This window comes from Micromonospora sp. WMMD1120 (assembly GCF_029626235.1).
Lineage (GTDB): Bacteria > Actinomycetota > Actinomycetes > Mycobacteriales > Micromonosporaceae > Micromonospora.
The window spans coordinates 7,070,969-7,094,621 of record NZ_JARUBO010000005.1; the positions used below are offsets into that span (position 1 = coordinate 7,070,969).

Here is a 23,653-nt window from a genome sequence, read left to right on the forward strand (position 1 = left end):
ATCGCTCAGAAGCCGCTACAGCGCGCCCCGTCCACAGTGCACCCGCGCGGCGTGGACGGTGCCCGCTCCAGGTGGAAACGCAACGACACCGAGCCACCCGGCGGCACGTCCACCCCGCTGGCGTAGGTGAAGCCGCCGTCGAACTGCCGCACCGTCCCCTGTGGAACGCCTTCCACCCAGGTGGTCACCAACCGTCCACCTCCGAACTCCAGCCGCACCGTCCACCCACGGCTCCGCGACGATCTGTTGACCATCGACACCTCGCCGATGAAACCCCCGTCGAAGCTCTGCACCACCCGGTAGCGCCCGGTCATCGCCGGCTGGTCCGGCACGGCACGACTCGGTGAGCGGGTCACCACCGGCGCCTTCGGCGGCGCGACCGACGGGGATGGCGAGCTGGGCGTCGGGCTGGGTGGCAGTCCACTCGCCCGCCCCGACAATCCCGGCAGGGCCGGCGCCGGCGACGACACGGTGGTGGGCGCGCTCGGCGCGGCCACCGTCGACGGCACCGGCAACGTCGGCGGCAACGCGCCGTCCGGCGCGGGGCTACGCCCGCGGTACGCGCTCAGGGCGACGATGAGCAGCACCACCATCACGACGACACCGGCGCCCACCACGATCCAGGGCGACGACGCGATCGCGACCGGACCGTGCGATGAGCGCGGAACACGGCGCATGCCGGACATGTACCTCCCTCAGCGGACCGTCCGGGCAGCGTAGCGATCGATGCCCCGAGCCGGAAAGTTCGGTGGCGTCCTTCGCGGGCGGCCTGACGCGGGGCGGCCCGGCGACGACCTGACGCGGCACGGCCCGGCGGCGACCGGACGCGGGCGGGCGGGGTTTGGGCCCGCTCAGCCGATGCGGCAGTCGACCCCGTTGATCGTGCAGCGCAACGGTCGCTCCCCCGACTCGCCCCAGCCGATCCGCAGTCGCACCGCACGGGAGTCGCCCGGCCCCAGCGAACGGATGCCGCGCAACACGAACCTCCCGTCTCCGCGTCCCCGCACCGAGACCTCCTCGTCGTCGCTGACCCGCAGCGCCCACAGGTCGTCGTCGAACGCCAGCTCCACCTGCCAGTCCATCGACCGGCTCGACTCGTTGGCGATCGACAGGACCGCGGCGTCCCCGTCCCAGCCGTCGGTGCCGACCTGGTAGCGCGCGCTGACAGCGCCGGCCAGGGGCACCGCCGGCGCCGTCGAGGCGGTCACCCGGCCCTGCGCCGGAGTCGCGCTCACGCTGGCCCGCGGCGACGGTGTCCGGCTGCTGCGCGAGGGCCGCGGCGAGGTCGTACGCCGCTCCACCCCGGCCGGGGGCGGGCCCCCGGTCGCCGACGTGGCGGCCGGCGCCGTGGGCAGGAACACCGGCGGCGCGGACTGCGGCGGGGTTTCCCGCTCCCTGGTCCGGAACGACAGCAGCGCGATCACCAGGAGCACCACGAGCGCGCACACCCCGAGCAGCACCACGACCCACGGCACCGACACCAGCACCCGGGCCGCCCGTGAAGCTGCCGCACCCTCCGGCCGCACCGCCATCAGGTCTCCCCTCGTCCCCACCGACGCGCCAGCGTAGCCAGCACCGCCACAACCGGAAACCAGGTGGGTAGGGATCGGGCCGACCGGACACGGAAAACGGCTCGACCCGGTGGACGGTCCCGGTCGGTCAGGCCGTCCGGACGACGGTGCAGATCAGCGGACCCTGATCGGCGGAGCGCAGCAGGTAGCGGTACCGCTCCCCGGGCACCGCCCGCCCCCGGCTGTCCAGGAACTCCCACTCCACCGCCACCATGGTCAGCAGCGCCGAGATCGGCTGCACGTCCTCGATCCGGGCGTGGGCCGCCACCAGCTCCCGATCCTGGTAGTCGGGCGCGGCGCCCACGAAGGACAACGCCACGGCGGCGGCCGACGTGAAGGAGAAGCTGTAGGTGTCCGCCACCACCATCCCCGGCAGCGCGTAACAGCCGGCGATGGCCGGCAGGTCACCGGTGGTCAGGGCCACGCCGTACCGGTCGAAGAAATCGGTCAACGTGTCGAGGTCCGTGGAGGCGTTCACAGCGACAGCAGTTGCCGGTCGACGCCGAGGTCAAACCTCAGCGCGGCGGCACCCGTACCTCGATCTCCGAGCCGAGCCGGGCGTCGGCGGCCAGACCGAGGTCGTCGCCGCTCCAGAACCGCCCCGGGTCGTACCAGTTCGGACGCCGACCCGCCGGCAGCAACCCCATGGCCTCATAGGTCACCGCCACCACCTCGGCGCAGTACGCCGTCTCCAACGCCCGGTCCCGCTCGGCGGGCGCGCCGGCACGGCCCCCCGGTGCCCTCGCGGGGCCGCTGTGCTCGGCGCGGTCAGTTGGTGTGGGCCCCGGTTCCGGGCGGAGCAGACGCGGCAGCGCCGACAGACGGCCGGGGCGCGGCAGCGACGGCACCCGACCGCGCACCCACCGCCAGGCCAACTGCGCGGTGGACGGGAACGGCGTGCCGTCCAACCGGGCGATGGTGCGCAGCACCGCCCGTTCCATCTCCCCGTCGGCCGGCGGGTCGAGCTGCCGCAGCCAGGCGCGTTGGCCGTACCGGTTGGCCCAGACGCAGACCGCGTCCCGCAGGTCGTGCAGTTGGACGCCGCGCTGGTGGGTTCCGGACCAGAGGTCCGGCAACGACCTGCCCAGCTCCGCGTGCCACATCAGCGGCGGCATGTCGTCAAGCACCACAGCCATGCCAACGTGGTTGACCGGGCTGTTGGTGGTGAACTGGATCGCCCGGTCCGGCACGCTGCGACCCCGGAACACCCACACGTCGCCGGTACGGGTCAGCTCGACGGCCTCATCCAGGCTGATGCTCATGAGGGTCTAGCCTAGGCGGATGCGGCAACGAGTGCGGTGGTGGAAGGTCCTCGGGCTGGCCGGCCTCGCCGGTGTCGCGGCCTCCGGTGTGGTGATCGCCCGAGCCGAGCGGCGTCGGCGCGCGTACACCCCGGAGGAGATCCGGCAGCGACTGCTGGAACGGCACGCCCAGGCGGGCGACACGGCCAAGCCGGACTGATCCCGCGTCCGCTGTGGACGCTGGTGGGGCCGCCGGGACAGGCGACGTGATCGACTCGGGTTTCCGGAAACCGGGGCATCCTGCGCGCCGGAAGGCCCGACTTCCAGGGACCCCGAGTGGATCACGGAGCCGGGCTGCCACGCCCGGACACCGGCCGCCCGGACAGGCGACGTGATCGACTCGGGTTTCCGGGAAACCGGGGCATCCCGCGCGCCGGAAGGCCCGACTTCCAGGGACCCCGAGTGGATCACGTGCGTGGGCAGGGTCGTGGGCTGCCCGGATGGGGTGTTCGTCCGGTTTGCCGGGCCGTGTCCCGTGGGCGGGGCCACCCGGGCGGTGGAATCCCCGCCGGGTTGAGGTCGTTATACCTGGCACGCCGCCGCGACTGGTAGGTCGATGGCGCGGGGCAGCCGGCGGGAACACCGGCCAGGCCGCCTCGGTTACACCCCCGGACGCCGGCTGACCCCGGTTACACCCCCCGGACGCCGGCTGACCGCGCCCGGTTACACCCCCCGGACGCCGGCCACCCGCGCCCGTCGCACCATCCGGGCCCGGGAATGAGCCCCGGTCGGGTGTCGTTGCACAGGGTCCCGATGCCGGCCCCACCGCAGGGCCGCCGGGCGCCAGCACCGATCTTCCCCCGCACGCCCCCCCGATCACAGCGTGCGGGTTCTTTCCCCCGAATGAAGCAGAGGAGCACGCCATCATGCGTACCGATCTGATTCGTAGGACCGCTCTGACCGCTGCCGGTCTCGCGTTCACCGGTGGGGCCATCGTCGGCCCCGTCACGACCGCGTTCGCCGCGCAGAGCACCGCCAGGCCCACCACCCAGACGGTCGCCGACCGTCAGGGGCATGGTGAGCGTCAGCTCGGCGTGCGCTACGAGGCGCAGCCGAACTTCTACTACTGCGGCCCGGCCGCTGCCCGTAACGCGCTGAGTGTGCAGGGCAAGGACATCAGCGTGGACGCGATGGCCAAGGAGATGGGCACGACCGAGGCCGGCACGAACTCGATCAACGACATCACGCCGGTGTTGAACAAGGAGACCGGTAAGGCCGACGCGTACCACTCGGTCGAGATCAGCAAGCCCGACGCCGACGCGGCGCAGACCGACACGCTGCGCGCCGACATCGTCAAGACCGTCGACGACGGTCGGGCAGTGGTGGCCAACATCGCCGGCACCACCACCGACACCGACGGCAACACGCACTCGTTCGAGGGCGGGCACTACATCAGCGTCACCGGCTACCGCGACAACGGCAACGTCGTCACGATCGCCGACTCCGCCGACCCGGACACCGCCTCCTACCAGATCACCGTCGAGCACCTCGCCGACTGGATCGCCACCCGCGGCTACGCCACCAGCTAAGCACCACCACGAAGGGCCGGACCCCACCCGGGGCCCGGCCCTTCGCCGTGTTCAGGCCTCAGTGCTCGCCGCCCGCGCGGACCGACCCGACGGCGGGGGCCGCCGCGGCGGCCTCGACGGCGGGGCCGACGTCGTTCGACTCCGAAGCCGACGACTCCGCCCGGTGTGCGCGTCGGCGCAGCCACCAGGTGCTGCCGAGCCCGGCGAGCACCGCGAGGACCAGCCCGGCCCAGGAGATGTCCTTCAGCCAGTGCTCGGCCGCCCGGCCGACCGAGTAGAGCAGGTACGTCGTGCCGAAGGCCCAGACCAACCCGCCGGCCGCGTTGGCCACCAGGAACCGCCGGTACGGCACGTGCAGCGCCCCGGCGAGCGGACCGGCCAGGATCCGCAGCAGCGCGACGAACCGGCCGAAGAAGACCGCCCAGACACCGTGCCGGGCGAAGCTCTGCTCGGCGCGGGCGAGCTGGGCCGGGCCGAGGTGCTTGGGGAATCGGCGACCGAGCCGGGCGAGCAGTGGACGACCACCTCGCCGGCCGACGGCGTACCCCACGGAGTCACCGACGATCGCGCCGAAGGCCGCGGCGGCGGCCACCCACTCGGGCTCCACGACGCCGGTGGCGGCCAGCAGGGCGGAGCTGACCAGGACGATCTCGCCGGGCAGCGGGACGCCCATGCTCTCCACGCCGATCACCCCGGCGACGATCAGGTAGACCACGCCCGGAGGCAGCGCCGAGAGCCAGTGCTGAACGTCGACCACCCGGCACCCCTTCCGATCCGACCCCCGACCCTACCCCGCTGGCCCGACCACCAGGGGCCACCGTGAAGCGGCCCGGACCGCCCGGGCGTGACGTCGGGTTGCGCAGATAGCAAGACGGACGTACGGTTTTGTTGGGAGCGGAATCGGCGGTAAGTGTCACCTAACTTCGGCGGCACCCCGACCGGTGCGACAGACTGCTCAGGACTACTCACGGTCGCTGGTGTGAAGGAGTACGACGTGGCGAGCCTCGACACCTTCGGTGCGAAGACCCAGCTACGCGTCGGAGACGCGAGCTACGAGATTTTCAAGATTGACAAGGTGGAGGGCCACGCCCGGCTGCCGTACAGCCTGAAGATCCTGCTGGAGAACCTGCTGCGGACCGAGGACGGCGCGAACATCACCGCCGACCACATCCGCCAGCTCGGCGGCTGGGACCCCGACGCGGACCCGAGCGTGGAGATCCAGTTCACCCCGGCCCGGGTGCTGATGCAGGACTTCACCGGCGTGCCCTGCGTGGTCGACCTGGCCACCATGCGCGAGGCCGTCCGCGACCTGGGCGGCGACGCCACCAAGGTCAACCCCCTCGCTCCCGCCGAGCTGGTCATCGACCACTCGGTGATCGCCGACCTGTTCGGCCGCGAGGACGCGTTCGCCCGCAACGTCGAGCTGGAGTACGAGCGCAACAAGGAGCGTTACCAGTTCCTGCGCTGGGGCCAGACCGCGTTCAACGAGTTCAAGGTCGTCCCGCCGGGCACCGGCATCGTGCACCAGGTCAACATCGAGTACCTGGCCCGCACGATCATGGAACGCAACGGGCAGGCGTACCCGGACACCGTCGTCGGCACCGACTCGCACACCACCATGGTCAACGGCCTGGGTGTGCTGGGCTGGGGCGTCGGCGGCATCGAGGCCGAGGCCGCGATGCTCGGCCAGCCGGTCAGCATGCTGATCCCCCGGGTCGTCGGCTTCAAGCTCTCCGGCGAGATGCCGGCCGGCACGACCGCCACCGACCTGGTGCTGACCATCACCGAGATGCTGCGCAAGCACGGTGTGGTCGGCAAGTTCGTCGAGTTCTACGGCCCCGGCGTGAGCGCCGTGCCGCTGGCCAACCGGGCCACCATCGGCAACATGTCCCCGGAGTACGGCTCCACCGTGGCGATCTTCCCGATCGACGCCGAGACCGTCCGCTACCTGGAGCTGACCGGCCGCGACGCCGCGCAGGTCGCGCTCGTCGAGGCGTACGCCAAGGAGCAGGGCCTCTGGCACGACCCGGCCGCCGAGCCGGTCTACTCGGAGCGCCTGGAGCTGGACCTCGGCACCATCGAGCCGTCGCTCGCCGGCCCGAAGCGCCCGCAGGACCGGGTGCCGCTGGGCAGCGCGAAGACGCTGTTCCGCTCGGCGCTCACCGACTACGTCGCCGACGACTCCGACGTCGAGCGGGACCTCAAGCCGAGCGTGGCCCGCGAGGAGCTGCCGCGCGGCGCGAACGGCCCGGCCGACGAGGCCAGCGCCGAGTCGTTCCCGGCCAGCGACCCGCCGGCCAACGAGTTCAGCGACCCGGCCGACGAGCCGCGCGACCTGGAGACCGCCGCCGCCGGGGCGGGTGGCCGGGCCACCAACCCGGTCCGGGTCACCGGCAGCGACGGTGTGGAGTACGAGCTGGACCACGGCGCCGTGGTGATCGCCGCGATCACCTCCTGCACCAACACGTCCAACCCGCAGGTGATGATCGGTGCGGCGCTGCTGGCCCGCAACGCCGTCGAGAAGGGCCTGACCCGCAAGCCGTGGGTCAAGACCACCCTGGCGCCCGGCTCGAAGGTCGTCATGGACTACTACGAGCGCGCCGGCCTCACCCCGTACCTGGACAAGCTCGGCTTCAACCTGGTCGGCTACGGCTGCACCACCTGCATCGGCAACTCGGGCCCGCTGCCCGAGGAGGTGTCCGCCGCCGTCAACGAGCACGACCTGTCAGTGGTCTCGGTGCTCTCCGGCAACCGCAACTTCGAGGGCCGGATCAACCCGGACGTCAAGATGAACTACCTGGCGTCCCCGCCGCTGGTGGTCGCGTACGCCCTCGCCGGCACGATGGACATCGACCTGGCCAACGAGCCGATCGGTGAGGACAGCGAGGGCAACCCGGTCTACCTGCGCGAGATCTGGCCGAACAGCGCCGAGATCCAGGACGTCATCGCCCAGGCGATCGGCGCGACCGGGTTCAGCGCCGCGTACGCCGACGTGTTCGCCGGCGACGAGCGGTGGCAGTCGTTGCCGACCCCGACCGGTGACACCTTCGCCTGGGAGAACGACTCCACCTACGTGCGCAAGCCCCCGTACTTCGAGGGCATGCGGCAGGAGCCGAGCCCGGTCGTCGACATCACCGACGCGCGGGTGCTGGCCAAGCTGGGTGACTCGGTGACCACCGACCACATCTCGCCGGCCGGCGCGATCAAGGTCGACTCCCCCGCCGGTAAGTACCTCGCCGAGCACGGCGTGCCGCGCCACGAGTTCAACTCGTACGGCTCCCGCCGGGGCAACCACGAGGTGATGATCCGGGGCACGTTCGCCAACATCCGGCTGCGCAACCAGCTGGTGCCCGGGGTGGAGGGCGGCTTCACCGTCAACCACCTCACCGGCGAGCAGACCTCGATCTACGACGCCTCGATGGCCTACCAGGAGGCCGGCGTCCCGCTGGTCATCCTGGCCGGCAAGGAGTACGGGTCGGGCTCGTCGCGGGACTGGGCGGCCAAGGGCACGATGCTGCTGGGCGTCCGAGCGGTCATCGCCGAGTCGTACGAGCGGATCCACCGCTCCAACCTGATCGGCATGGGCGTGCTGCCGTTGCAGTTCCCGGTGGACGTCACCGCCGAGTCGCTGGGGCTCACCGGCACGGAGACGTTCACCATCACCGGCGTGACCGCGCTCAACGACGGCGAGACCCCGCGCACCGTGCACGTCAGCACGGACACCGGCGTGGAGTTCGACGCCGTGGTGCGGATCGACACCCCCGGTGAGGCGGACTACTACCGGCACGGCGGCATCCTGCAGTACGTGCTGCGCCGCATGATCGCCAACTGACGTACCGACGTCACCGGGCTCCCTCCCCGCTCCGGCGGGGAGGGAGCCCGCGTCGTTTCCGGCTGCGCCGTGGTTGGCGGGGACCTGCTCGTCTAGCGGAGCCTGAGTGCGACAGCGCGGGCCTCCTCGTCGGTCAGGGGCAGGAACCAGAGGAAGCGGCGGACGATGGCGACCGGATCGGGGCCGCCCGGCTGGCCGCGCAGGTCGCGGATCGCCCGGCGGGTGATCCGGGAGAACTCGGGGATCAGGGTCGCGCGGCGAGCGGCGTCCGTGGGGGTCGCTCGCAACGCGGGGCAGGGCCAGTCGTGACCGCAGGCGTCACACGTCCAGAGTGGGCCGTCGGCGGTGTGCGCGGCCGGCGGGCCGCACCGGGGCCGCCAGCGTGATTCGGGTACGACGTTCGCCGCGCGGCCCGGGCCACGGTACGGAGGGTGCCGAGGCCCGGTCGGTCCGGCGCTGGTCGTACGGGGCGGGACCGGTCGACTGCCGGGCCGATGGGGACCGTTGCAGGGTTTGTCGTCGGGCATCCCGTGCTTCCTCTCGATGCTGTCTACACAGCACCCTGCCGAGGGTTGCCAACCGATCACACCGCGTATGACTATTACCCTCCAACGTCTGGAACGTTCTGAGGGGTCTGAGGATGAATCGAGCCGTACAGGCGGCGATGGCCGAGAGAGGCCACACAGCCGACAGCCTCGCTGCTCAGGTCGGCGTCGATCCGAAGACGGCGGCGAAGTGGGCGAGCACGGGACGAATTCCTCAGACGCGTCATCGCGCGCGGGTGGCCGAGCTGCTCGGTCGGAACGTCGACGAGCTGTGGCCCGACGCGCTGAAGCGGCGTACGCCCGCCTGGTTCCGCCCCTGGGCCGAGATCGAGCGCGAGGCGCTGTCACTGCGATCGTTCCAGCTCACATGGATTCCGGGGCTTCTACAGACCAAGGCGTACGCGTTGGCGACGCTGGTCGGTGAGGCGCTGACGCCGGCCGAGGCCGACGATCTCGCCGAGGCACGACTGAGTCGACAGGCCGTCCTGCGCCGGGAACGCCCGCCGCTGCTCGTCGCGGTCCTCGACGAGGCAATCCTGCGGCGCACCCTCGACGGCGACCGGGCCCTGATGCGGGAGCAGTGCGAGCGGCTGGCCGAGCAGGCCGCCCTGCCGAACGTGTCGGTCTTCGTCGTGCCCGCCGACGTCGGCATGTACCCGGGCCTCGGCGGCCCGTTCACAGTGGCCGAGATGCCGGACGGCGCGCGGGTCGCGCACGTCGACAGCCAGGCGCAGGCGCAGCTCATCGACAAGGTTGCCGACGTTGCTACGCTCGACCGACGGTGGGAACGCATCCGGGACAGCGCCCTGTCGCGGGCGCAGTCCCTCAACCTCATCAGGGAAGCGGCAGCCTCATGGACCTGACCGGCGCTCGGTGGCGCAAGAGCAGCAAGAGTGGCAACAACGGCGGCGACTGTGTCGAGGTCGCCGACAACCTCGCGGGCGTCATCGGCGTACGCGACTCCAAGGACCCGGCCGGTCCGGCGCTCGCCTTCGACCCGGCGGCCTGGTCCCGATTCCTGGAGATGGCCAAGCGCGGCTGAACCCCTGAGCTTCACCGTGCCGCCCCTCTAGGGTGCGAGTTCGGCCGCCCGGTCCAGCAGCGCCCGGCGCTCGACCGCCGAGCCCACCATGGCCGCCGCCTCCCGGAACAGCGCGGCGGCTCCACGTCGGTCCCCCTGCCGGGCCACCAGGTCGGCCTGCACCGCCACGGCCAGCGGGTGGCCGTCCAGACCGCCGCCGGCCCGCGCCGCGTCGAGCAGCGCGAGCCCGACCGCCGGCCCGTACGCGTAGCCGTGCGCCACCGCCCGGTTGAGCGCGATCACCGGCGACCGCTGGAGGTTGCTCAGCGCGTCGTACGCCCGCGCGATCGTCGGCCAGTCGGTGGCCCCGGCGTCGGCCGCGGTGGCGTGGCACGCCGCGATGCGGGCCTGCCACGCGTACACCCCGTCGTGGCGTACCCGATCGAGGGCGGCCAGGCCCTCGGCGATGGCGGCGCGGTCCCACCGGGCCCGGTCCTGCCTGTCGAGGGTGAGCAGGTTGCCGGCGGCGTCGCGGCGGGCGTCCCGACGGGAGTGCTGCAACAGCACCAACGCCAGCAGCGCGGCCACCTCGGACTGCTCGGGCATCAGCCGGTCGAGCAGCCGGGCCAGCCGGACCGCCTCGGCGGCGAACACCGGCTCGCCGTCGTTGACGTAGCCCCTGGTGAACAGCAGGTACACCACGGCGAGGACGCCGGGTAGCCGCTCGGTCAGCGCCGGTCCGCTGGGCACCCGGTACGGGATGCCCGCCTGCGCGATGCGGGTGCGGGCGCGGGTCAGCCGGCGGGTCATCGTCGACTCGCTGACCAACAGCAGACGGGCGATGTCGGCGGTCGGCACACCGCAGACGGTGCGTAGCGTCAACGCCACCCGGGCCTCCAGCGCGAGCGCCGGGTGGCAGCAGGTGAAGACGAGCCGCAGCCGGTCGTCCACCACGTCCGGCGGCGCCTCCGGCTCGCCCGTGCCGGCCGGCGTGAGCACCGCCAGGTCGTGCAGCTTGCGACGCTCGACGGTGGCTCGGCGCAGCACGTCGACAGCCCGGTTACGGGCCACCGTCAGCAGCCAGCCGCCCGGGTTGGCCGGCACCCCGTCGGCGGGCCACCGCTCCAGGGCCACTGTCAACGCCTCCTGGGCGCAGTCCTCGGCCAACGCCCAGTCCCCGGTCACCCGGATCAGGGTCGCGACCATCCGGGGGTACGCCTCGACGCCGGCCGCCGCGACGGCTCGCGCGGCCACGGCCGCCGGGTCGTCGGGAGACCGGTCACCGGGGCGGAGCGCGCCGGCCGACGCGCGGGTGTGCGTCGGCCGGCGTTGCGAGGTGGACACGCCGTCAGTCGGGCAGGTCCGCGAACGGGCGCAGCTCGATCCGGCCCTCCCGGGCCATCGGGTGGGTCCGCGCGACCTCGATCGCCTCGTCCAGGTCGGCGCAGTCGAGCAGGTCGAAGCCGACGATCACCTCGGTGGTCTCCGCGAACGGCCCCTCCGAGACGAGCAGCGCGCCGTCCCGGACCCGGACGGTGGTGGCCGCGCTGGTCGGCGCGAGCGCGTCGCCGGTCAGGCGGCGTCCCCGGGCGTCGTTCTCCGCCACCCACTTGTGGATGTCGGGCAGCTCGGTGGGGTCGGTGTCCGGCTCGGTGTCACTGCACACGAACATCATGTACTTCATCTGGTGCTCCCTGATCTTCTCGGAGTGTCACCAGCATGACGATCGGCGCAGGCCGTTCCGGACACCTCCCCCGAAAAACCTCGGTCAGTCTCCGCTGGCGGCGCGGCGGCGCGCCTCGCGGGTCTTCATGGCGTGCTCCATCAACGTGACGAGCACCTCCTTGCTGGACTCCCGCTTGCGGGCGTCGCAGAGCAGCACCGGCACCCCCGGGTCCAGGTTCAGCGCGGCCTGCACCTCGTCGAGCCGGTACTTCCGGGCGCCCTCGAAGCAGTTCACCGCGACCACGAACGGCGTGCCCCGGCCCTCGAAGTAGTCGATCGACGGGAAGCAGTCGGCGAGCCTGCGGGTGTCGGCCAGCACCACGGCGCCGATCGCGCCGAGGGCCAGCTCGTCCCAGACGAACCAGAACCGGTCCTGACCCGGCGTACCGAACAGGTACAGCACCAGGTCCTCGCTGATGGTGATCCGACCGAAGTCCATGGCCACCGTGGTGGTGGTCTTGCCCTCCACGCCGGACAGGTCGTCGATGCCGACCCCCGATTCGGTCAACACCTCCTCGGTGCGCAGCGGCCGGGTCTCGCTGACCGCGCCGACCATGGTCGTCTTGCCCACGCCGAAGCCGCCGGCGACCAGGATCTTGATCGCGGTGGGCAGTGGGGTCGCTCCCGCCGGCCGGTCAGAGTGCCCGTAGTCCATTGATTACCGCCTCGAAGATGCTGTTGTCGGGAAGACCGGCCGTGGTCTGCGGCTCGCGGACCTGCACCAGGCTGCGGGCCGCCAGGTCGCCAAGGAGCACCCGGATGGTGCCCACCGGCAGGTCGAGATGGGCGGCGATCTCGGCGACGGACTGTATGCGCTGACACAGCCCGACGATCGCCACATGCTCCGGACCGATGCCGACCTCCGGCGTGACCTCAGCGCGGGTCGCGGTGACCAGGGAGATCAGATCGAACGTGCCGGTGACCGGTCGGGCCCTACCGCGGGTCACCGCGTACGGGCGCACGACCGGACCCGCATGGTCATCCACCCACTGGTGGTCTGCGGACTCCCCCTGGACCGTCATCGCCGCTACCTCTCGCCGGCCGGTTGCTCTGTGCGGGACGGGGACGCGACGTACTTGCCGACGCGGGTCACCAGCATCGCCATCTCGTAGGCGATGAGGCCGACGTCCGCGTCCTCGCTGGCCAGGACGGCCAGGCAGGCGTTGCGACCGGCCGCGGTGACGAACAGGAACGACGACTGCATCTCGATGATGGTCTGCTGCACCTGCCCGCCGCCGAAGCGCTTGCCCGCGCCCCGGGCCAGGCTCTGGATGCCGGCCGCCATCGCTGCGAGGTGCTCGCCGTCGTCCCGGCTCAACCCCTGGGAGGAGGCCATCAACAGGCCATCGGTGGAGAGCGCGACCGCGTGCTCTGCCTGCTTCACCCGGCCTACCAGGTCATCCAGCAACCACGTCAGGTCGGCGCTCGAAGCCGTCTTCTGGGTCACTTCGTCGTCCTCTTCTCGCCCGGCTGTGCGCCGTGTTCGTCTGGGGCATGACCGTCACACGCGCGGCATCGCGTCGTCTGCGCTCGGTCAGGTGGCTTCTGGGTCCTCATCGCTCGACTCGGGTGTCGCCGCCGGAGCGCCGGCACCGCCGATCAGCCGGGCCGCGTCGGTACGACCGCGTCGGGTGCCGGTCTGGTAGGAGCTCATCATCCGGCGCACCTGCTCCGGTGGGCGTACGACGTCCTCGTCGTCCGCCTCGGACGGTGCCGGGTCGTCCCGCAGCTCCGGGACGATGTTCGCCTGGCGGACCCGGACGGGCAGGCCGGAGTCGGTCCGCCCGACCTCGGCTCGGGCGGGAACCGGGCCGCCGTCGGCGACGGTGGCCGGCGTGGCGCCGTTGTCCGCGGGTCGCGCGCGCTCGACGGCGGGCAGTCCGGTGGGCACCGTCGGGGCCTCCAGGGCTGGTTGACCGACGCCACGCCGGGCCCGGGTGGGCAGGTCGGGTGTCGCGGTGGCCGGTGTCGTGCGCTGCCGGGTGGGCAGCGCCGTCTCGTCGGTCGGTGTCGACGTGGTGGCGGTGTCGTCGGCGGCGGGTACCGCGGTGCTGACCGGAGCCGCCGTGTCCGGCGCGGTGGTCGTCGACGTGGCCAGCGCGAGGGGCGCGAGCACTGCGGGACGTGTGGTGTCGGCGGCGGGCGCCGATGGCGCGGGCAGGGCCGACTCGGTGCGGAAGGCGCCGGAGTCCTCCGGGGAGACGTCGGCCTCGGTGACCAGCTCCTGCGGGATCAGAACGACAGCGGTGGTGCCGCCGTACGCGGACTCCTTCAACCGGACCCGCACGCCGTGTCGCTCGGTCAGCCGGCTCACCACGTAGAGCCCGAGGCGCGTGGCGTTGGCCAGGTTCAGCTCGGACTGGTCGACGATCCGGTGGTTCGCGGCGGCCAGGTCCTCCTCGCTCATGCCGAGGCCGCGGTCCTCGATCTCGATGGCGAACCCGTTGGCCACCAGTTGGCCCCGGACCTCGACGGTGGTGTGCGGAGGGGAGAACGACAGCCCGTTCTCGATCAGCTCGGCGAGCAGGTGGATGACGTCACCGACCGCGCGGCCGGCGAGCGAGACCGGGCCGAGCGGCAGCACGTTGACCCGGGTGTAGTCCTCGACCTCGGCCACCGCGCCGCGCACCACGTCGACCATGGGGACGTTGCGTCGCCAGGCCCGACCGGGGGTGGAGCCGGAGAGCACGATCAGGTTCTCCGCGTTACGCCGCATCCGGGTGGCCAGGTGGTCGACCCGGAACAGGTCCTCCAGCTCCTCCGCGTCCTGTTCACGCCGCTCCATCGCGTCCAGCAGGGTGAGCTGGCGGTGCACCAGGGCCTGGGTGCGTCGGGCCAGGCTGAGGAAGACCTCGCGTACGTTGCGGCGCAGCTCGGCCTGCTCGACGGCGGTCCGGATGGCGGTCTCCTGGACCGCGTTGAAGGCCTTACCGACCTGGCCGATCTCGTCGGTGCCGAACTCCAGGGGTGGCGCCTCGGCGGCCACGTCGACCTCGTCGCCGCGACCGAGCCGCTCGACCACACCGGGCAGGCGCTCGTTCGCCAGCCGGAAGGCCGCGTCGCGCAGCCGCTCCAGCTGCCGGACCAGGGCGCGGGCCGTGGTGATGGAGACGATGATCGAGGCGATGACGGCGAGCAGGCCGAGGCCGGTGGCCAGCGCCAGCCGGACGACGACGCCGACGGCGACCGGCGTCGCCCGGTCGACCACGCCGTCGCCACCGGCCAGCACGACCTCGCTGATCTCGGTCAGCGCCGGAGCGGTGGTGTCGTTCCACTCGGTGGCGGTCACGGCGGGCCGGCCGGTGCCACCGCTCTGCATGACCTGGGTCTCCAGGCTGGTCAGCCTGGTGAAGGTCGCGCCCGCCGACATCGCCTCGTAGCGGCGCTGGTCGGCGGTGGGGAGCCGGACCAGCGCCGAGGCGGCGACGAACTGACGGGCGCCGATGATCCGGGTGAACTCCGCCCGCTCGGCGGGGGTGATCCGGCCGGCGGCCAGCACACCGGCCAGCAGCGCGTCCTCCTGGGACAGCAGCTCCCGGGCCCGGTTGAGGCTGATCAGCGCCGCGGTGTCCTCGGCGACCTGCTCGTCGTCGAGGTTGCCCAGCGCGTCGTACACCCGGTAGATCGCCTCGATGACGCCGGTGAAGGTCGCGATGGCTCCGGCCCGGTCGATGCTCCGCTCGTCGACCGCCGTACGGGTCTTGTCGAGGTTCTCCAGACCGGCGATGAGGGTTGTGATCCGCTGGTCGAGCGTGTCGCTGGCCAGCGCGCCGACCTGCCAGCTCTCGGTGGACTTCGTGAACGTCTCCGCCAGTTGGTCGGTCCGCTGCCGCGCCTCGGCCAGGGCGGCGCGCTGCGCGTCGTCGGGACGACCGAGGTAGGTCAGCGACGCCCGGCGTTCCAACTGCAACTGCAACAGCAACGGCTCGGTGGGATCGAAGACCTTCGAGTCCAGGGTCTGCACGCCGAGCAGGTTCACCCCGTCCCGGACGGTGACCCAGGCCGTGAAGCTCCAGAGCGCGACGAGAGAGACGAGAAGAGCAACGACCTTGGTACGCAGATTCGTACTGCGGGAACCCATTACACCGTCCCTGGCGCGGCCTGTGTGATTGGTCAGTCAGAATCGTGGTTTGCACGAATCGACCCCGGCGCACGCTAGCAGCGTCCGGAGTCAGGCTCAAGCGTCGCCGATCAGGAGACCGCCGTACGCGGCCGCGGGGCGGCCCCGGCCATGTCATTGACCAGATCCGGCTTGAGCTGCGCCAACTGTCGTACGGCGAGAATGGCGGCGCGGACGATCAGCGTGGGCATATAAAGATCTTTGTCATGCCACAGCGGAATGTGATCGTCGCGACTGTCCACTGTGTTCAGGTGGCGGTATCCGCGACTGATCGCCGCACGCACGCTGGGTCGGGATGGTCGATCGACACCCAGCAGCACGTGCAGGGCGTAGGCGGTCTCCTCCGTGGTGCCCGACCAGCGCCCCCACGTTCCGTCCGTACGCTGGGTGGCGACCACCCAGTCGACGGCCCGGTCCACCGCCGCCGCGCCCGCGCCCGCCGGGGCGTACCGGTCGAGCGCCGCGACGACGCAGGAGGTGGCGTAGTACGGCGACGCGTGCCAACGGTCCACCCAGGAGCCGTCCGGTTGCTGTTCGTCGCCGAGCCACCTGGCCAGCGCCGCCACCCGGCCGCCGTAGCGGCCGGCGCCCGCCGACGTGGCGCGGGCGTGCCAGCCGAGCGCCTCCAGCACGTGCGCGTTCGTGGTGACCGAGCGCCCGTCCTCCCCCTGCCAGGTGCAGAAGTGACTGCCGAGGTCGAAGCCGAGCAGACTCACCGGGTCCACCGGGTGACCGAGGCGGGCGAGCGCGTAGAGAGCGGCAGAGCTGGTGTCCGCGTCGGCCGGGAGGCCCGGACCCGTCGACGCGCCCTCCGGCCCGAGCGCGGCGGCCAGCTCGGCGACGAGCTTCGGCGCGGGCCGCACCGGCACGCCGACCCGGGCCAGGGAGCTCAGCGCCCAGGCCCGCTCGAAGACGGTGATCGGCGTACAGCAGGGCACCGGCCCGTCGAGGAGCCCGACGGCCGCCTCCAGGTAGGCCAGCGCGGACGGATCGGCGCCGGGCAGCCCCGGGTCGCCGATCCACGCGGCGGTGGCCGCCGGAGAGGCGCCCACGGCCCCGGCGACCAGGGAGACACCAGCGTGGCGGCGTGCGACCGGCCCGAGCACCTCGAAGGCGTGCAGCAGCTTCTGCGGCACCGGGCGGCCGGTACGCGCCAACGCCTGCACGGCGTCGAGCCGCCGCCGGTCCACAGTGGGCAGGCCGCGGAGCCCGTCGACGAACCCCCGACCGGCGGTCGCCGCGAGGGCGGCGAGGTGGTCGTCGACCCGCTGCGCCAGCGCCGCCACGATGAGGTCGGCCGCCGGTGTGTCGGGCAACGGCGTACCCCGTCCGAGCCGGTCGGCGAGCAGGCGGAGCCCTCGGCTCGCCGCGGCGGCAAGCTCGGGCGCGGCCGCCTCCGGCGCGGCCCGCAGGGCGGTGAGCAACGCCTCCACCGCGCTCACCGTCGGCACCACTGCGTAACCGCCGACGCCACCCCACCCACCATCGTCGCGCTGCTCGTCGAGCAGGTACCGCAGCCGCCGGTCGTGCCCGGTGAGCCACGGCGCGTCGGCGACGAGCCGGGCGGTCTCGTACACCGACGGGCTGACCCGTCCCGCCGGTTCCAGCACCATCGCGGCGAGCAGTTCGCGGGCCGAGGCGGCCACCTCCGACTCACCACCGGACCCGGTAACGGTCGGCGACGTGGTCACAGCACCCCCCAGAAGTCGGTCGACCGGTAGAACCCGCTGCTGAACCCGATCTGCCGGGCCAGGTAGTCGGCCTGCACCGGACAGGTCGCCCGCAGCGGCTCCAGCAGCTCACGGGTGTGCGCCACCAGGTGCGCGACGCGGCGCTCGACGTCGGCCCGCTGGGGCACCAGCATCAGCGCGTTCAGGTCGCCCCAGCGCTTGTCGCGTTCGTATGTCGCGAGGTCGTTGACCAGGCGGAGAATCCGCTGCACCTGGTCGCTGGCCGCCACGAGCGCGTCCAGGTGGGCCAGTGTCGCCGGGTCGTCCGAGTAGACCCAGTGCACGACGTTGACCACCGTGCAGGCCAGGTTGGCCGCGTTGTCCAGGTATTCGTCGAGGGTGGGCAGCGCGCCGGTGGCCTGCTTCCAGTCCCACTCCCGCGCCATGGCGTCGAGCACCGCCCGCAACTCGTCGCGCCACACCTGCCCGTGGGACGCGTACGCCGGCACTGTCGCCAGCTCGTCGCGCAGTTCGGCGAGGAATCGGCCGAGCGAGTCGTCCTCCGCCGGCTCCCCGCCGTCCGCGACGGCGAGACACCGTGCGGTCAGCCGGTCGATCTCGGCACGGGTACGCGCCTCGTGGTCGACGAGCCAGTCGACGGCGAAGCCCCACAGCACGGCTCGGTTCGTCACCCGTAGCTGGTCGACGTCGCACCAGGGTGCGCCGAACGCGATGGCCATCGCGACGTTGCCGAACAGCGCCGGGTCGAAGGGGGACGCCGGAAAGAGATCGGGGTACGCCGCGGCGCGTTTGGCGAGGTCACGTTGGCCCTTCGCGGCGAGGGCGCAGATCCGGCCCTGTTCGGCGGCCAGCGCCATCTGGTCGCCGCCGGTGATCGGCGGCGACGCGTGCCCAGCGGTCATGCGGAGACGCTCCGCGTCGGTCGCAGCGTCACCTCGACACGCTCCAGCGGACGGAGCGCGGCGGCCACCTTGATACCGGGCACCGCCTGCCGTCGCAGCCGGAACCGGAACCGGCTCAGGACGGTGGCCACGATCAGCATCGCTTCCAGGTAGAAGAGGTGCATCCCGATGCACTGGTGCGGACCGCCACCGAAGGGGAAGTGCGCGTACCGGTGCCGGTTGCGGACCTGCTCGGGTGCGAAGCGGTCCGGGTCGAAGACCTCGGGTCGGTCCCAGAACGCCGACATCCGGTGGGTGATCAGCGGGCTGACCACGAGAGTCGCGCCCGCCTCGATACGGACACCGCCGATCACGTCGGCCGCCACCGCCCGGCGCGGGAACAGCCAGCCGATCGGGTAGAGCCGCAGCAGCTCGTCGAGCACCTGTCGGGTGTACCTCAGCTCGCGCAGGTGCTCGCGTCGCACCGGCGCGTCGCCGACCACCCTGTCGATCTCCTCGTACAGCCGCTCGGCGATGTGCTCGTCCTGGGCGATGTGCGGCCAGAGCCAGGTGAGCACGCTGATCGTGGTCTCGGTGGTGGTGGCGACCATGGAGACGGTGTCGTCGCGGACCTGCCGCTCGTCGAGCCGGCCGCCGGCCTCGGTGCGGCCCCGCCAGAGGGTGGCGATGATGTCGTCACCGTCGGTCTCGGCCGTCGTCCTGGCGGCCCGGACGATCGGGAGGACCGTGTCGTCGATGAGCTTGACGGCGTCGCGGAACGCGCGGTCGCCGGGCATCGGCATGGACAGCGGCGCCCACGGCACCATCAGCCGCGGCATCACCGACCAGGCGATCGCGTCCTGGGCCTCCATGATGCGCATGGCCTGCGGCACCGAGATCCGGTCGGCGAAGAAGACCCGCATGATCGCCGAGCAGACGACCCTGGCCTGCACGGTGCCCATGTCCACCGGCTGACCGGTGCGGGCCGGCTCGTCCAGCTCGTCGACGGCCTCCTCGATCGCCTCGGCCAGCCGGTCGACGAGCGAGTCCACGCGCCGGGCGGTGAACAGCGGCTGGAGCACGTACCGGCTGTTCTTCCAGTAGTCGCCGTCACTGAGGATGCCGTCACCGAACAGCCGCTTCAGCGGACGCCACTGGAGACCGTCGCCGGCCCGGACGTAGTTGTCGGACTTCTCGCGCAGCACCTGTTGCAGGTGCTCGGGTCGGGTGACCAGGTAGGGCCGGAACGCCCCGAGGCTGAGCTTCACCACCTCGCCCCGGGACCGCTCGCCCAGATCGACGAGGGTGCGGGCGGGATCGCGGAACAGGTGGGGCACCACGTGGCGAAGCGGGATCGCGCCCGCCCGTCGCGGCTGGACCGGCACTGTCGGAGGCGCTGCCACGGGATCTGACTCTCCCTTTGTGAACACTCGTTGTCGCGAGACGACTATGCGGAGTGAGGTATTCGTGGAGCATGCCATCGCCTGCCCGCGTTCCTCTAGCCGCCGAAAGCGAAATTTTCACGCGCAACGAGCGCAGCACAACAGAGTTCGATCTACGGGAAGTGCGCATACCACAGATCCCGCAGGTAGCGGTGGCATTGATCACCAGTCGGCCTGACGGGCGGCCAATAGTGATGAACATCACTGTCAGCTCCGGTGGCGAGTCGGTCCAGCCGTCCGACTCGCCCGACCCGTGGAACGACCGAATCCGGGCGACGCCCGACGCCCTGTGCCAGGCTCGGTGACATGGACGACAAGACCATCCTGAACCGGATCTCCGAGTTGGTCGACGAGGAGCACAAGCTGCGCGCCGAGGCCCAGGCGCACGAGTCGGGCACCGCTGGCGAGGCCAGCGAGCGACTGCGGGCCCTGGAGGAGTCCCTCGACCAGTGCTGGGACCTGCTGCGCCGCCGACGGGCCGCCCGGGACACCCACGGCGACCCGGACGCCCAGGGCGAACGCCCCAAGCCAGAGGTCGAGCGCTACCTGCAATGACCGGTACGGCGGGTCGGGCGGTCATCCCGCCCGACCCGTCCGATCAGCGAAAGCCCGCCTCGCGCAGCAACTCCCCCGTCAACGCGGCGGGGTCGACCTGCTCGGCCGGCAGACCGCGGGCCGCGAACCAGGTGCCCACCACCCGCACGTCGCGAGCCAGGAACTCCGGCCCCTGCGGGTTGGCCACCACGTCGACCACCTGCGGCAGGTCGATCACGACCAGCCGCCCCCGGTGCACGAGGAGGTTGTACGGCGACAGGTCACCGTGGGCGTACCCGGCCCGCGCCAGCACCCGCAGCGCCTCCACCAACTGGCCCCACAGGTCGCGCAACTCGCGCCGGCCGGGTCGTAGCTGGGCCAGCCGGGGCGCCGCCTGCCCGGACTCGGCGTCACCGACGAACTCCAGCATCAACTCGGTGCCGCGCAACTGCACCGGGTACGGCACGGCGATCCGGTCCTGCCCGGCGCCGATCTCCCAGAGTCGGGCCAGGGCCGCGAACTCGGCGGCCGCCCACTGCCCCGCGATCATCTGCCGGCCGAACGCCGTCCGACCCGCCATCGCCCGGTTCTCCCGGGACCGGCGTACGCGACGGCCCTCAAGGTAGCCGGCGTCCCTGTGGAACAGCCGGTGCTCGGAGTCGCGGTACCGCTTGACCGCCAGCAGACAGGACCGGTCGCTGTCAGGCACCGCCCGACGGACCAGGTGGACGTCCGCCTCCTTGCCGGTCTTCAGCACACCCAGTTCGGTGTCCTTGGCGGCCAACTCGGTGACCAGCCAGGCCGGATGTGGTTCGGGCCCGTGCACGGCGTCGTCCCAGGACGACCAGCGCTCGCCGGTGTCCGGGTCGGGCTCGCTGTCCGGGTCCGTGGGCGGCTCGCCGGGCCGCCCACGCTTCAGAAACTGTGGTTCGTCGTCGTCGAAGCGGCGCTTGCCGCGGCTCCGGCGCTCCAGCGCCGGGAGGTCATGATCGCGCACTGTGGTGAGGTTCCCTTGGTCGAGGCTGAGGTGGGCAGGTGGAAGCGACCTGCGAAGACGGTCATGACCGACCCCCTCTCCTCGACCGGGCGCGCCCGGGGTGCACCATGCGCGGACAATGCTCGCCGTCGCACCACGCGTGGTCAACCGAATTACCGCCGAGAGCGCGTCACCGGCCCGCCGGGAGGCGCGGTGCGCACGTCAGCGGGCGAGCACGGTGGCGACAGCGGCGATCAACCCGTCCGCGGTACGGCTCGGCGCGAACCGGACGTCGGACCAGGTCCGCCCACGGTGCAGCCACACGCTGGGCAACCCGACCGCCGCGGCGCCACCGATGTCCGCCTCCGGGCTGTCACCGACCACCCATGCGCCGCGCAGCGGCATCCGGACCCGTTGGGCGGCGAGCGCGAAGATCCGTGGGTTGGGTTTGCTGACGCCGGCCTCCTCGGAGATCACCCAGTCCGCGACGTACTGGTCCAGCCCGGTGCGACGGATCTTGGCGTCCTCGACGCGTACCGTGCCGTTGCAGACCACCACCGGCACCCAGCCGGCGTCGTCGGCGATCCGCAGCGCGCAGGCGGTCAGCGAGTCGAGCCGGGTCTGCGCCACCACCCCGTCGTGCAGCTCCTCCACCAGGTCGATCGAGGGGACGCGCAGCTCGTAGCGGTCCCGGATGGCGTCCGCGAGATCCCAACGGTCGGTCAGTCCGTCGGCGTCGATCGAGACCAACCAGTCGATGTCGGTGAACGGCGCGCCGATGCTGTCCAGGAAGCGCTCACCCCAGCGGCGGAACGCCCCGGCCCGATCCAGCAGGGTGTTGTCCAGGTCCAGGAGGAGCAGTGGCACTCGGGCACCCTACGGGACCGACGTGTCCGCCAACAGAGCCGGCGGGTTTCCACCGCACGACGTGCTCACCCGGACATCGACACCCGGGGGCCGCCCTGGTCGGGAAGTCGATCGGCGAGCATCGAATGGGCCGCCCGGGTGGCCGCGAGCACGGCCGGTTCCAGCGTCGCCACGACCACCTCCGTGCCGTCGTCCGCCCCGCGGGCGAGCGGCCGGCCCTCCGGGTCGTAGACCGCCGCGCCGCCGTTGAAACGCCACGGGTCGTCGCCACCGACCGCGTTGGCGAAGACCACGAACATCGTGTTGTCCAGGGCCCGCGCGGCGTAGTAGAGGTCCCGGCGGTGCGCCGAGCCGGCCAGGTAACCGCTGGGACAGAGATAGCCGTGCGCGCCGTCGAGGGCGGCGGCCCGCCCGTGCTCCGGGAAGCACCCGTCGTAGCAGATGCCGAGCCCGAGCCGCCAGTCGTCGACGAGCAGCGTCGCGCCCCGGTCGCCGGCGCTGAACAGCTCGGCCTCGTCACCCCAGAGCTGCTGCTTGTCGTACCCCACCCGGACCGCGCCGACGCGGTCGACCAGCAGCGCGGCGATGGTCGGCCGACCGTCCGGGTGCCGGACCGCGGCGCCGACCACGACGGTGACGCCGGCCTCGCGGGCGGCGGCGCGCAGCGGGTCCAACCGGGTGTCCGCGACCACGCCGGCCGGGTCGGCCGCGACGTGGGTGCCGACCGGGTCGGCGGCGAGGGTCGGCGGATGGTACGCGCAGAGGAACAACTCCGGCAGTACGGCCACCCGGGCACCGCGCGCACCGGCCTGGCGGACGAGGTCGGCGGCGAGGACCGCGTTGCCGGCGACGTCCCCCGGCACGGGTGTGGCCTGGATGGCGGCCACTGTCAGCGGGGCGGCGGGCACGGTGCGGGGCGGGGTCACATGGCGATCGTAGGAGACCGACTACCAAGCCGTACGTACGGTTTGCGTGCCTCGGGGTGACCTGCGACGATCGACGCGTGCCCAGAGTAAGCCAGGACCAGCTCGACGCGCGTCGGCAGGAGATCCTCGCCGCCGCCCGGGCGTGTTTCGCCCGGCTCGGCTACGAGGGTGCGACGGTGCGCCGCCTGGAGGAGGCCACCGGCCTGTCCCGTGGCGCGATCTTCCACCACTTCCGCGACAAGGACTCGCTCTTCCTGGCCGTCGCCGAGGACGACGCCGCGGCCATGGTCGAGACGGTGGCCCGCAACGGCCTGGTGCAGGTGATGCGCGACCTGCTCGCCCGCGCCGTCTCCCCGGACACCACCGGCTGGCTCGGCAGCCAACTGGAGGTGTCCCGCCGCCTGCGCACCGACCCGGCGTTCGCCCAGCGCTGGGCGGAGCGGTCCGCCGCGATCGCCGAGGCGACCCGGGACCGACTGGCCCGGCAACGCGACGCCGGGGTGCTGCGCGAGGACGTACCCATCGACGTGCTGGCCCAGTTCCTGGAGCTGGCCTACGACGGCCTGGTGCTGCACCTGGCCATGGGTCGACCGGCCGGTGACCTGGGCCCGGTCCTCGACCTGGTCGAGGAGGCGGTCCGCCGGCACTGACCGGCCCGCGCTCTGTCGACCGTGGCGGGGCTGCTCCACAAT

At 72.3% G+C, this 23,653-nt stretch carries 25 protein-coding genes; 7 read left to right on the forward strand and 18 right to left on the reverse strand.

Going from position 1 to position 23,653, the window contains the following annotated elements; translation table 11 throughout:
- Positions 1–5: 5 nt before the first annotated feature.
- From O7634_RS31515 to O7634_RS31530, 4 genes are all read right to left on the reverse strand, one after another.
- Positions 6–677 (reverse strand): cellulose binding domain-containing protein, encoded by a 672-nt coding sequence (locus tag O7634_RS31515; RefSeq protein ID WP_278153773.1) that lies wholly within the window; start codon positions 675–677, stop codon positions 6–8.
- A 174-nt stretch (positions 678–851) separates the two neighbouring features.
- Positions 852–1,532 (reverse strand): hypothetical protein, encoded by a 681-nt coding sequence (locus tag O7634_RS31520; protein ID WP_278153774.1) that lies wholly within the window; start codon positions 1,530–1,532, stop codon positions 852–854.
- Positions 1,533–1,659: 127 nt separating this feature from the next.
- Positions 1,660–2,049: a hypothetical protein gene (locus tag O7634_RS31525; protein WP_278153775.1), complete on the reverse strand. Its 390-nt coding sequence runs from the start codon at positions 2,047–2,049 to the stop codon at positions 1,660–1,662.
- Between the two features lie 37 nt (positions 2,050–2,086).
- Positions 2,087–2,833 carry a hypothetical protein gene (locus O7634_RS31530; protein WP_278153776.1) on the reverse strand — a complete coding sequence of 249 codons (747 nt, stop codon included), beginning with the start codon at positions 2,831–2,833 and terminating at the stop codon, positions 2,087–2,089.
- A 19-nt stretch (positions 2,834–2,852) separates the two neighbouring features.
- On the opposite strand from O7634_RS31530, the gene O7634_RS31535 reads away from it, so the two are divergent.
- Together O7634_RS31535 and O7634_RS31540 are read left to right on the forward strand one after the other, a co-directional pair.
- Complete coding sequence (locus O7634_RS31535; protein WP_278153777.1) at positions 2,853–3,032, forward strand: hypothetical protein; 180 nt, start codon at positions 2,853–2,855, stop codon at positions 3,030–3,032.
- 706 nt (positions 3,033–3,738) lie between these two features.
- Positions 3,739–4,401: a C39 family peptidase gene (locus tag O7634_RS31540; protein WP_278148148.1), complete on the forward strand. Its 663-nt coding sequence runs from the start codon at positions 3,739–3,741 to the stop codon at positions 4,399–4,401.
- Between the two features lie 58 nt (positions 4,402–4,459).
- Here the strand turns inward: O7634_RS31540 and O7634_RS31545 are convergent, their stop codons facing one another.
- Positions 4,460–5,158: a DedA family protein gene (locus tag O7634_RS31545; RefSeq protein WP_278153778.1), complete on the reverse strand. Its 699-nt coding sequence runs from the start codon at positions 5,156–5,158 to the stop codon at positions 4,460–4,462.
- A 222-nt stretch (positions 5,159–5,380) separates the two neighbouring features.
- Here O7634_RS31545 and O7634_RS31550 point away from each other — a divergent pair, with 222 nt between their 5' ends.
- Complete coding sequence (locus O7634_RS31550; RefSeq protein WP_278153779.1) at positions 5,381–8,233, forward strand: aconitate hydratase; 2,853 nt, start codon at positions 5,381–5,383, stop codon at positions 8,231–8,233.
- A gap of 92 nt (positions 8,234–8,325) precedes the next feature.
- Here O7634_RS31550 and O7634_RS31555 read toward each other — a convergent pair whose 3' ends face one another.
- Positions 8,326–8,520 carry a hypothetical protein gene (locus O7634_RS31555; protein ID WP_278147061.1) on the reverse strand — a complete coding sequence of 65 codons (195 nt, stop codon included), beginning with the start codon at positions 8,518–8,520 and terminating at the stop codon, positions 8,326–8,328.
- A 353-nt stretch (positions 8,521–8,873) separates the two neighbouring features.
- Between O7634_RS31555 and O7634_RS31560 the strand changes: the two genes are divergently transcribed.
- Entirely contained in the window at positions 8,874–9,641 is a 768-nt protein-coding gene (locus tag O7634_RS31560) for a DUF5753 domain-containing protein (protein ID WP_278153780.1), read from the forward strand.
- A complete protein-coding gene (locus tag O7634_RS31565; RefSeq protein WP_278153781.1) occupies positions 9,632–9,820 on the forward strand; it encodes a DUF397 domain-containing protein in 189 nt (62 codons plus the stop codon). The genes O7634_RS31560 and O7634_RS31565 overlap by 10 nt, the downstream gene beginning before the upstream one ends.
- Before the next feature lie 27 nt (positions 9,821–9,847).
- Here O7634_RS31565 and O7634_RS31570 read toward each other — a convergent pair whose 3' ends face one another.
- The 9 genes from O7634_RS31570 to O7634_RS31610 all read right to left on the reverse strand — a co-directional run bounded on the left by O7634_RS31570 (position 9,848) and on the right by O7634_RS31610 (position 19,571).
- Positions 9,848–11,143, reverse strand: coding sequence for a DUF6596 domain-containing protein (locus tag O7634_RS31570; protein ID WP_347404304.1), 1,296 nt, complete (start codon positions 11,141–11,143; stop codon positions 9,848–9,850).
- Between the two features lie 4 nt (positions 11,144–11,147).
- Positions 11,148–11,474, reverse strand: a complete 327-nt coding sequence (locus O7634_RS31575) for a YciI family protein (RefSeq protein WP_278154131.1) — start codon at positions 11,472–11,474, stop codon at positions 11,148–11,150.
- A gap of 93 nt (positions 11,475–11,567) precedes the next feature.
- Complete coding sequence (locus tag O7634_RS31580; RefSeq protein WP_278153782.1) at positions 11,568–12,179, reverse strand: ATP/GTP-binding protein; 612 nt, start codon at positions 12,177–12,179, stop codon at positions 11,568–11,570.
- Positions 12,160–12,546, reverse strand: a complete 387-nt coding sequence (locus O7634_RS31585) for a DUF742 domain-containing protein (protein ID WP_203150673.1) — start codon at positions 12,544–12,546, stop codon at positions 12,160–12,162. The genes O7634_RS31580 and O7634_RS31585 overlap by 20 nt, the downstream gene beginning before the upstream one ends.
- A gap of 5 nt (positions 12,547–12,551) precedes the next feature.
- Positions 12,552–12,971: a roadblock/LC7 domain-containing protein gene (locus O7634_RS31590; protein ID WP_203150674.1), complete on the reverse strand. Its 420-nt coding sequence runs from the start codon at positions 12,969–12,971 to the stop codon at positions 12,552–12,554.
- Positions 12,972–13,058: 87 nt separating this feature from the next.
- Positions 13,059–15,605: a nitrate- and nitrite sensing domain-containing protein gene (locus tag O7634_RS31595; RefSeq protein ID WP_278153783.1), complete on the reverse strand. Its 2,547-nt coding sequence runs from the start codon at positions 15,603–15,605 to the stop codon at positions 13,059–13,061.
- A gap of 110 nt (positions 15,606–15,715) precedes the next feature.
- Entirely contained in the window at positions 15,716–17,335 is a 1,620-nt protein-coding gene (locus O7634_RS31600; protein WP_278153784.1) for a prenyltransferase/squalene oxidase repeat-containing protein, read from the reverse strand.
- Positions 17,332–18,237, reverse strand: a complete 906-nt coding sequence (locus tag O7634_RS31605; RefSeq protein WP_278153785.1) for a terpene synthase family protein — start codon at positions 18,235–18,237, stop codon at positions 17,332–17,334. The genes O7634_RS31600 and O7634_RS31605 overlap by 4 nt, the downstream gene beginning before the upstream one ends.
- Entirely contained in the window at positions 18,234–19,571 is a 1,338-nt protein-coding gene (locus tag O7634_RS31610) for a cytochrome P450 (protein WP_278154132.1), read from the reverse strand. The genes O7634_RS31605 and O7634_RS31610 overlap by 4 nt, the downstream gene beginning before the upstream one ends.
- 393 nt (positions 19,572–19,964) lie before the next feature.
- Between O7634_RS31610 and O7634_RS31615 the strand changes: the two genes are divergently transcribed.
- Positions 19,965–20,213, forward strand: a complete 249-nt coding sequence (locus O7634_RS31615) for a DUF2630 family protein (RefSeq protein ID WP_088988578.1) — start codon at positions 19,965–19,967, stop codon at positions 20,211–20,213.
- A 43-nt stretch (positions 20,214–20,256) separates the two neighbouring features.
- Here O7634_RS31615 and O7634_RS31620 read toward each other — a convergent pair whose 3' ends face one another.
- From O7634_RS31620 to O7634_RS31630, 3 genes are all read right to left on the reverse strand, one after another.
- The gene (locus O7634_RS31620) at positions 20,257–21,189 is read right to left on the reverse strand and encodes an RIO1 family regulatory kinase/ATPase (RefSeq protein WP_278153786.1); all 933 of its coding nucleotides are present in this window, start codon (positions 21,187–21,189) and stop codon (positions 20,257–20,259) included.
- A 201-nt stretch (positions 21,190–21,390) separates the two neighbouring features.
- On the reverse strand, positions 21,391–22,035 hold the full coding sequence (locus O7634_RS31625) for an HAD family hydrolase (protein WP_278153787.1): 645 nt from the start codon (positions 22,033–22,035) through the stop codon (positions 21,391–21,393).
- 65 nt (positions 22,036–22,100) lie between these two features.
- The gene (locus O7634_RS31630; RefSeq protein ID WP_278153788.1) at positions 22,101–22,961 is read right to left on the reverse strand and encodes a carbon-nitrogen hydrolase family protein; all 861 of its coding nucleotides are present in this window, start codon (positions 22,959–22,961) and stop codon (positions 22,101–22,103) included.
- A 77-nt stretch (positions 22,962–23,038) separates the two neighbouring features.
- Between O7634_RS31630 and O7634_RS31635 the strand changes: the two genes are divergently transcribed.
- Positions 23,039–23,611 carry a TetR/AcrR family transcriptional regulator gene (locus O7634_RS31635; RefSeq protein WP_030491546.1) on the forward strand — a complete coding sequence of 191 codons (573 nt, stop codon included), beginning with the start codon at positions 23,039–23,041 and terminating at the stop codon, positions 23,609–23,611.
- Positions 23,612–23,653 lie beyond the last annotated feature (42 nt).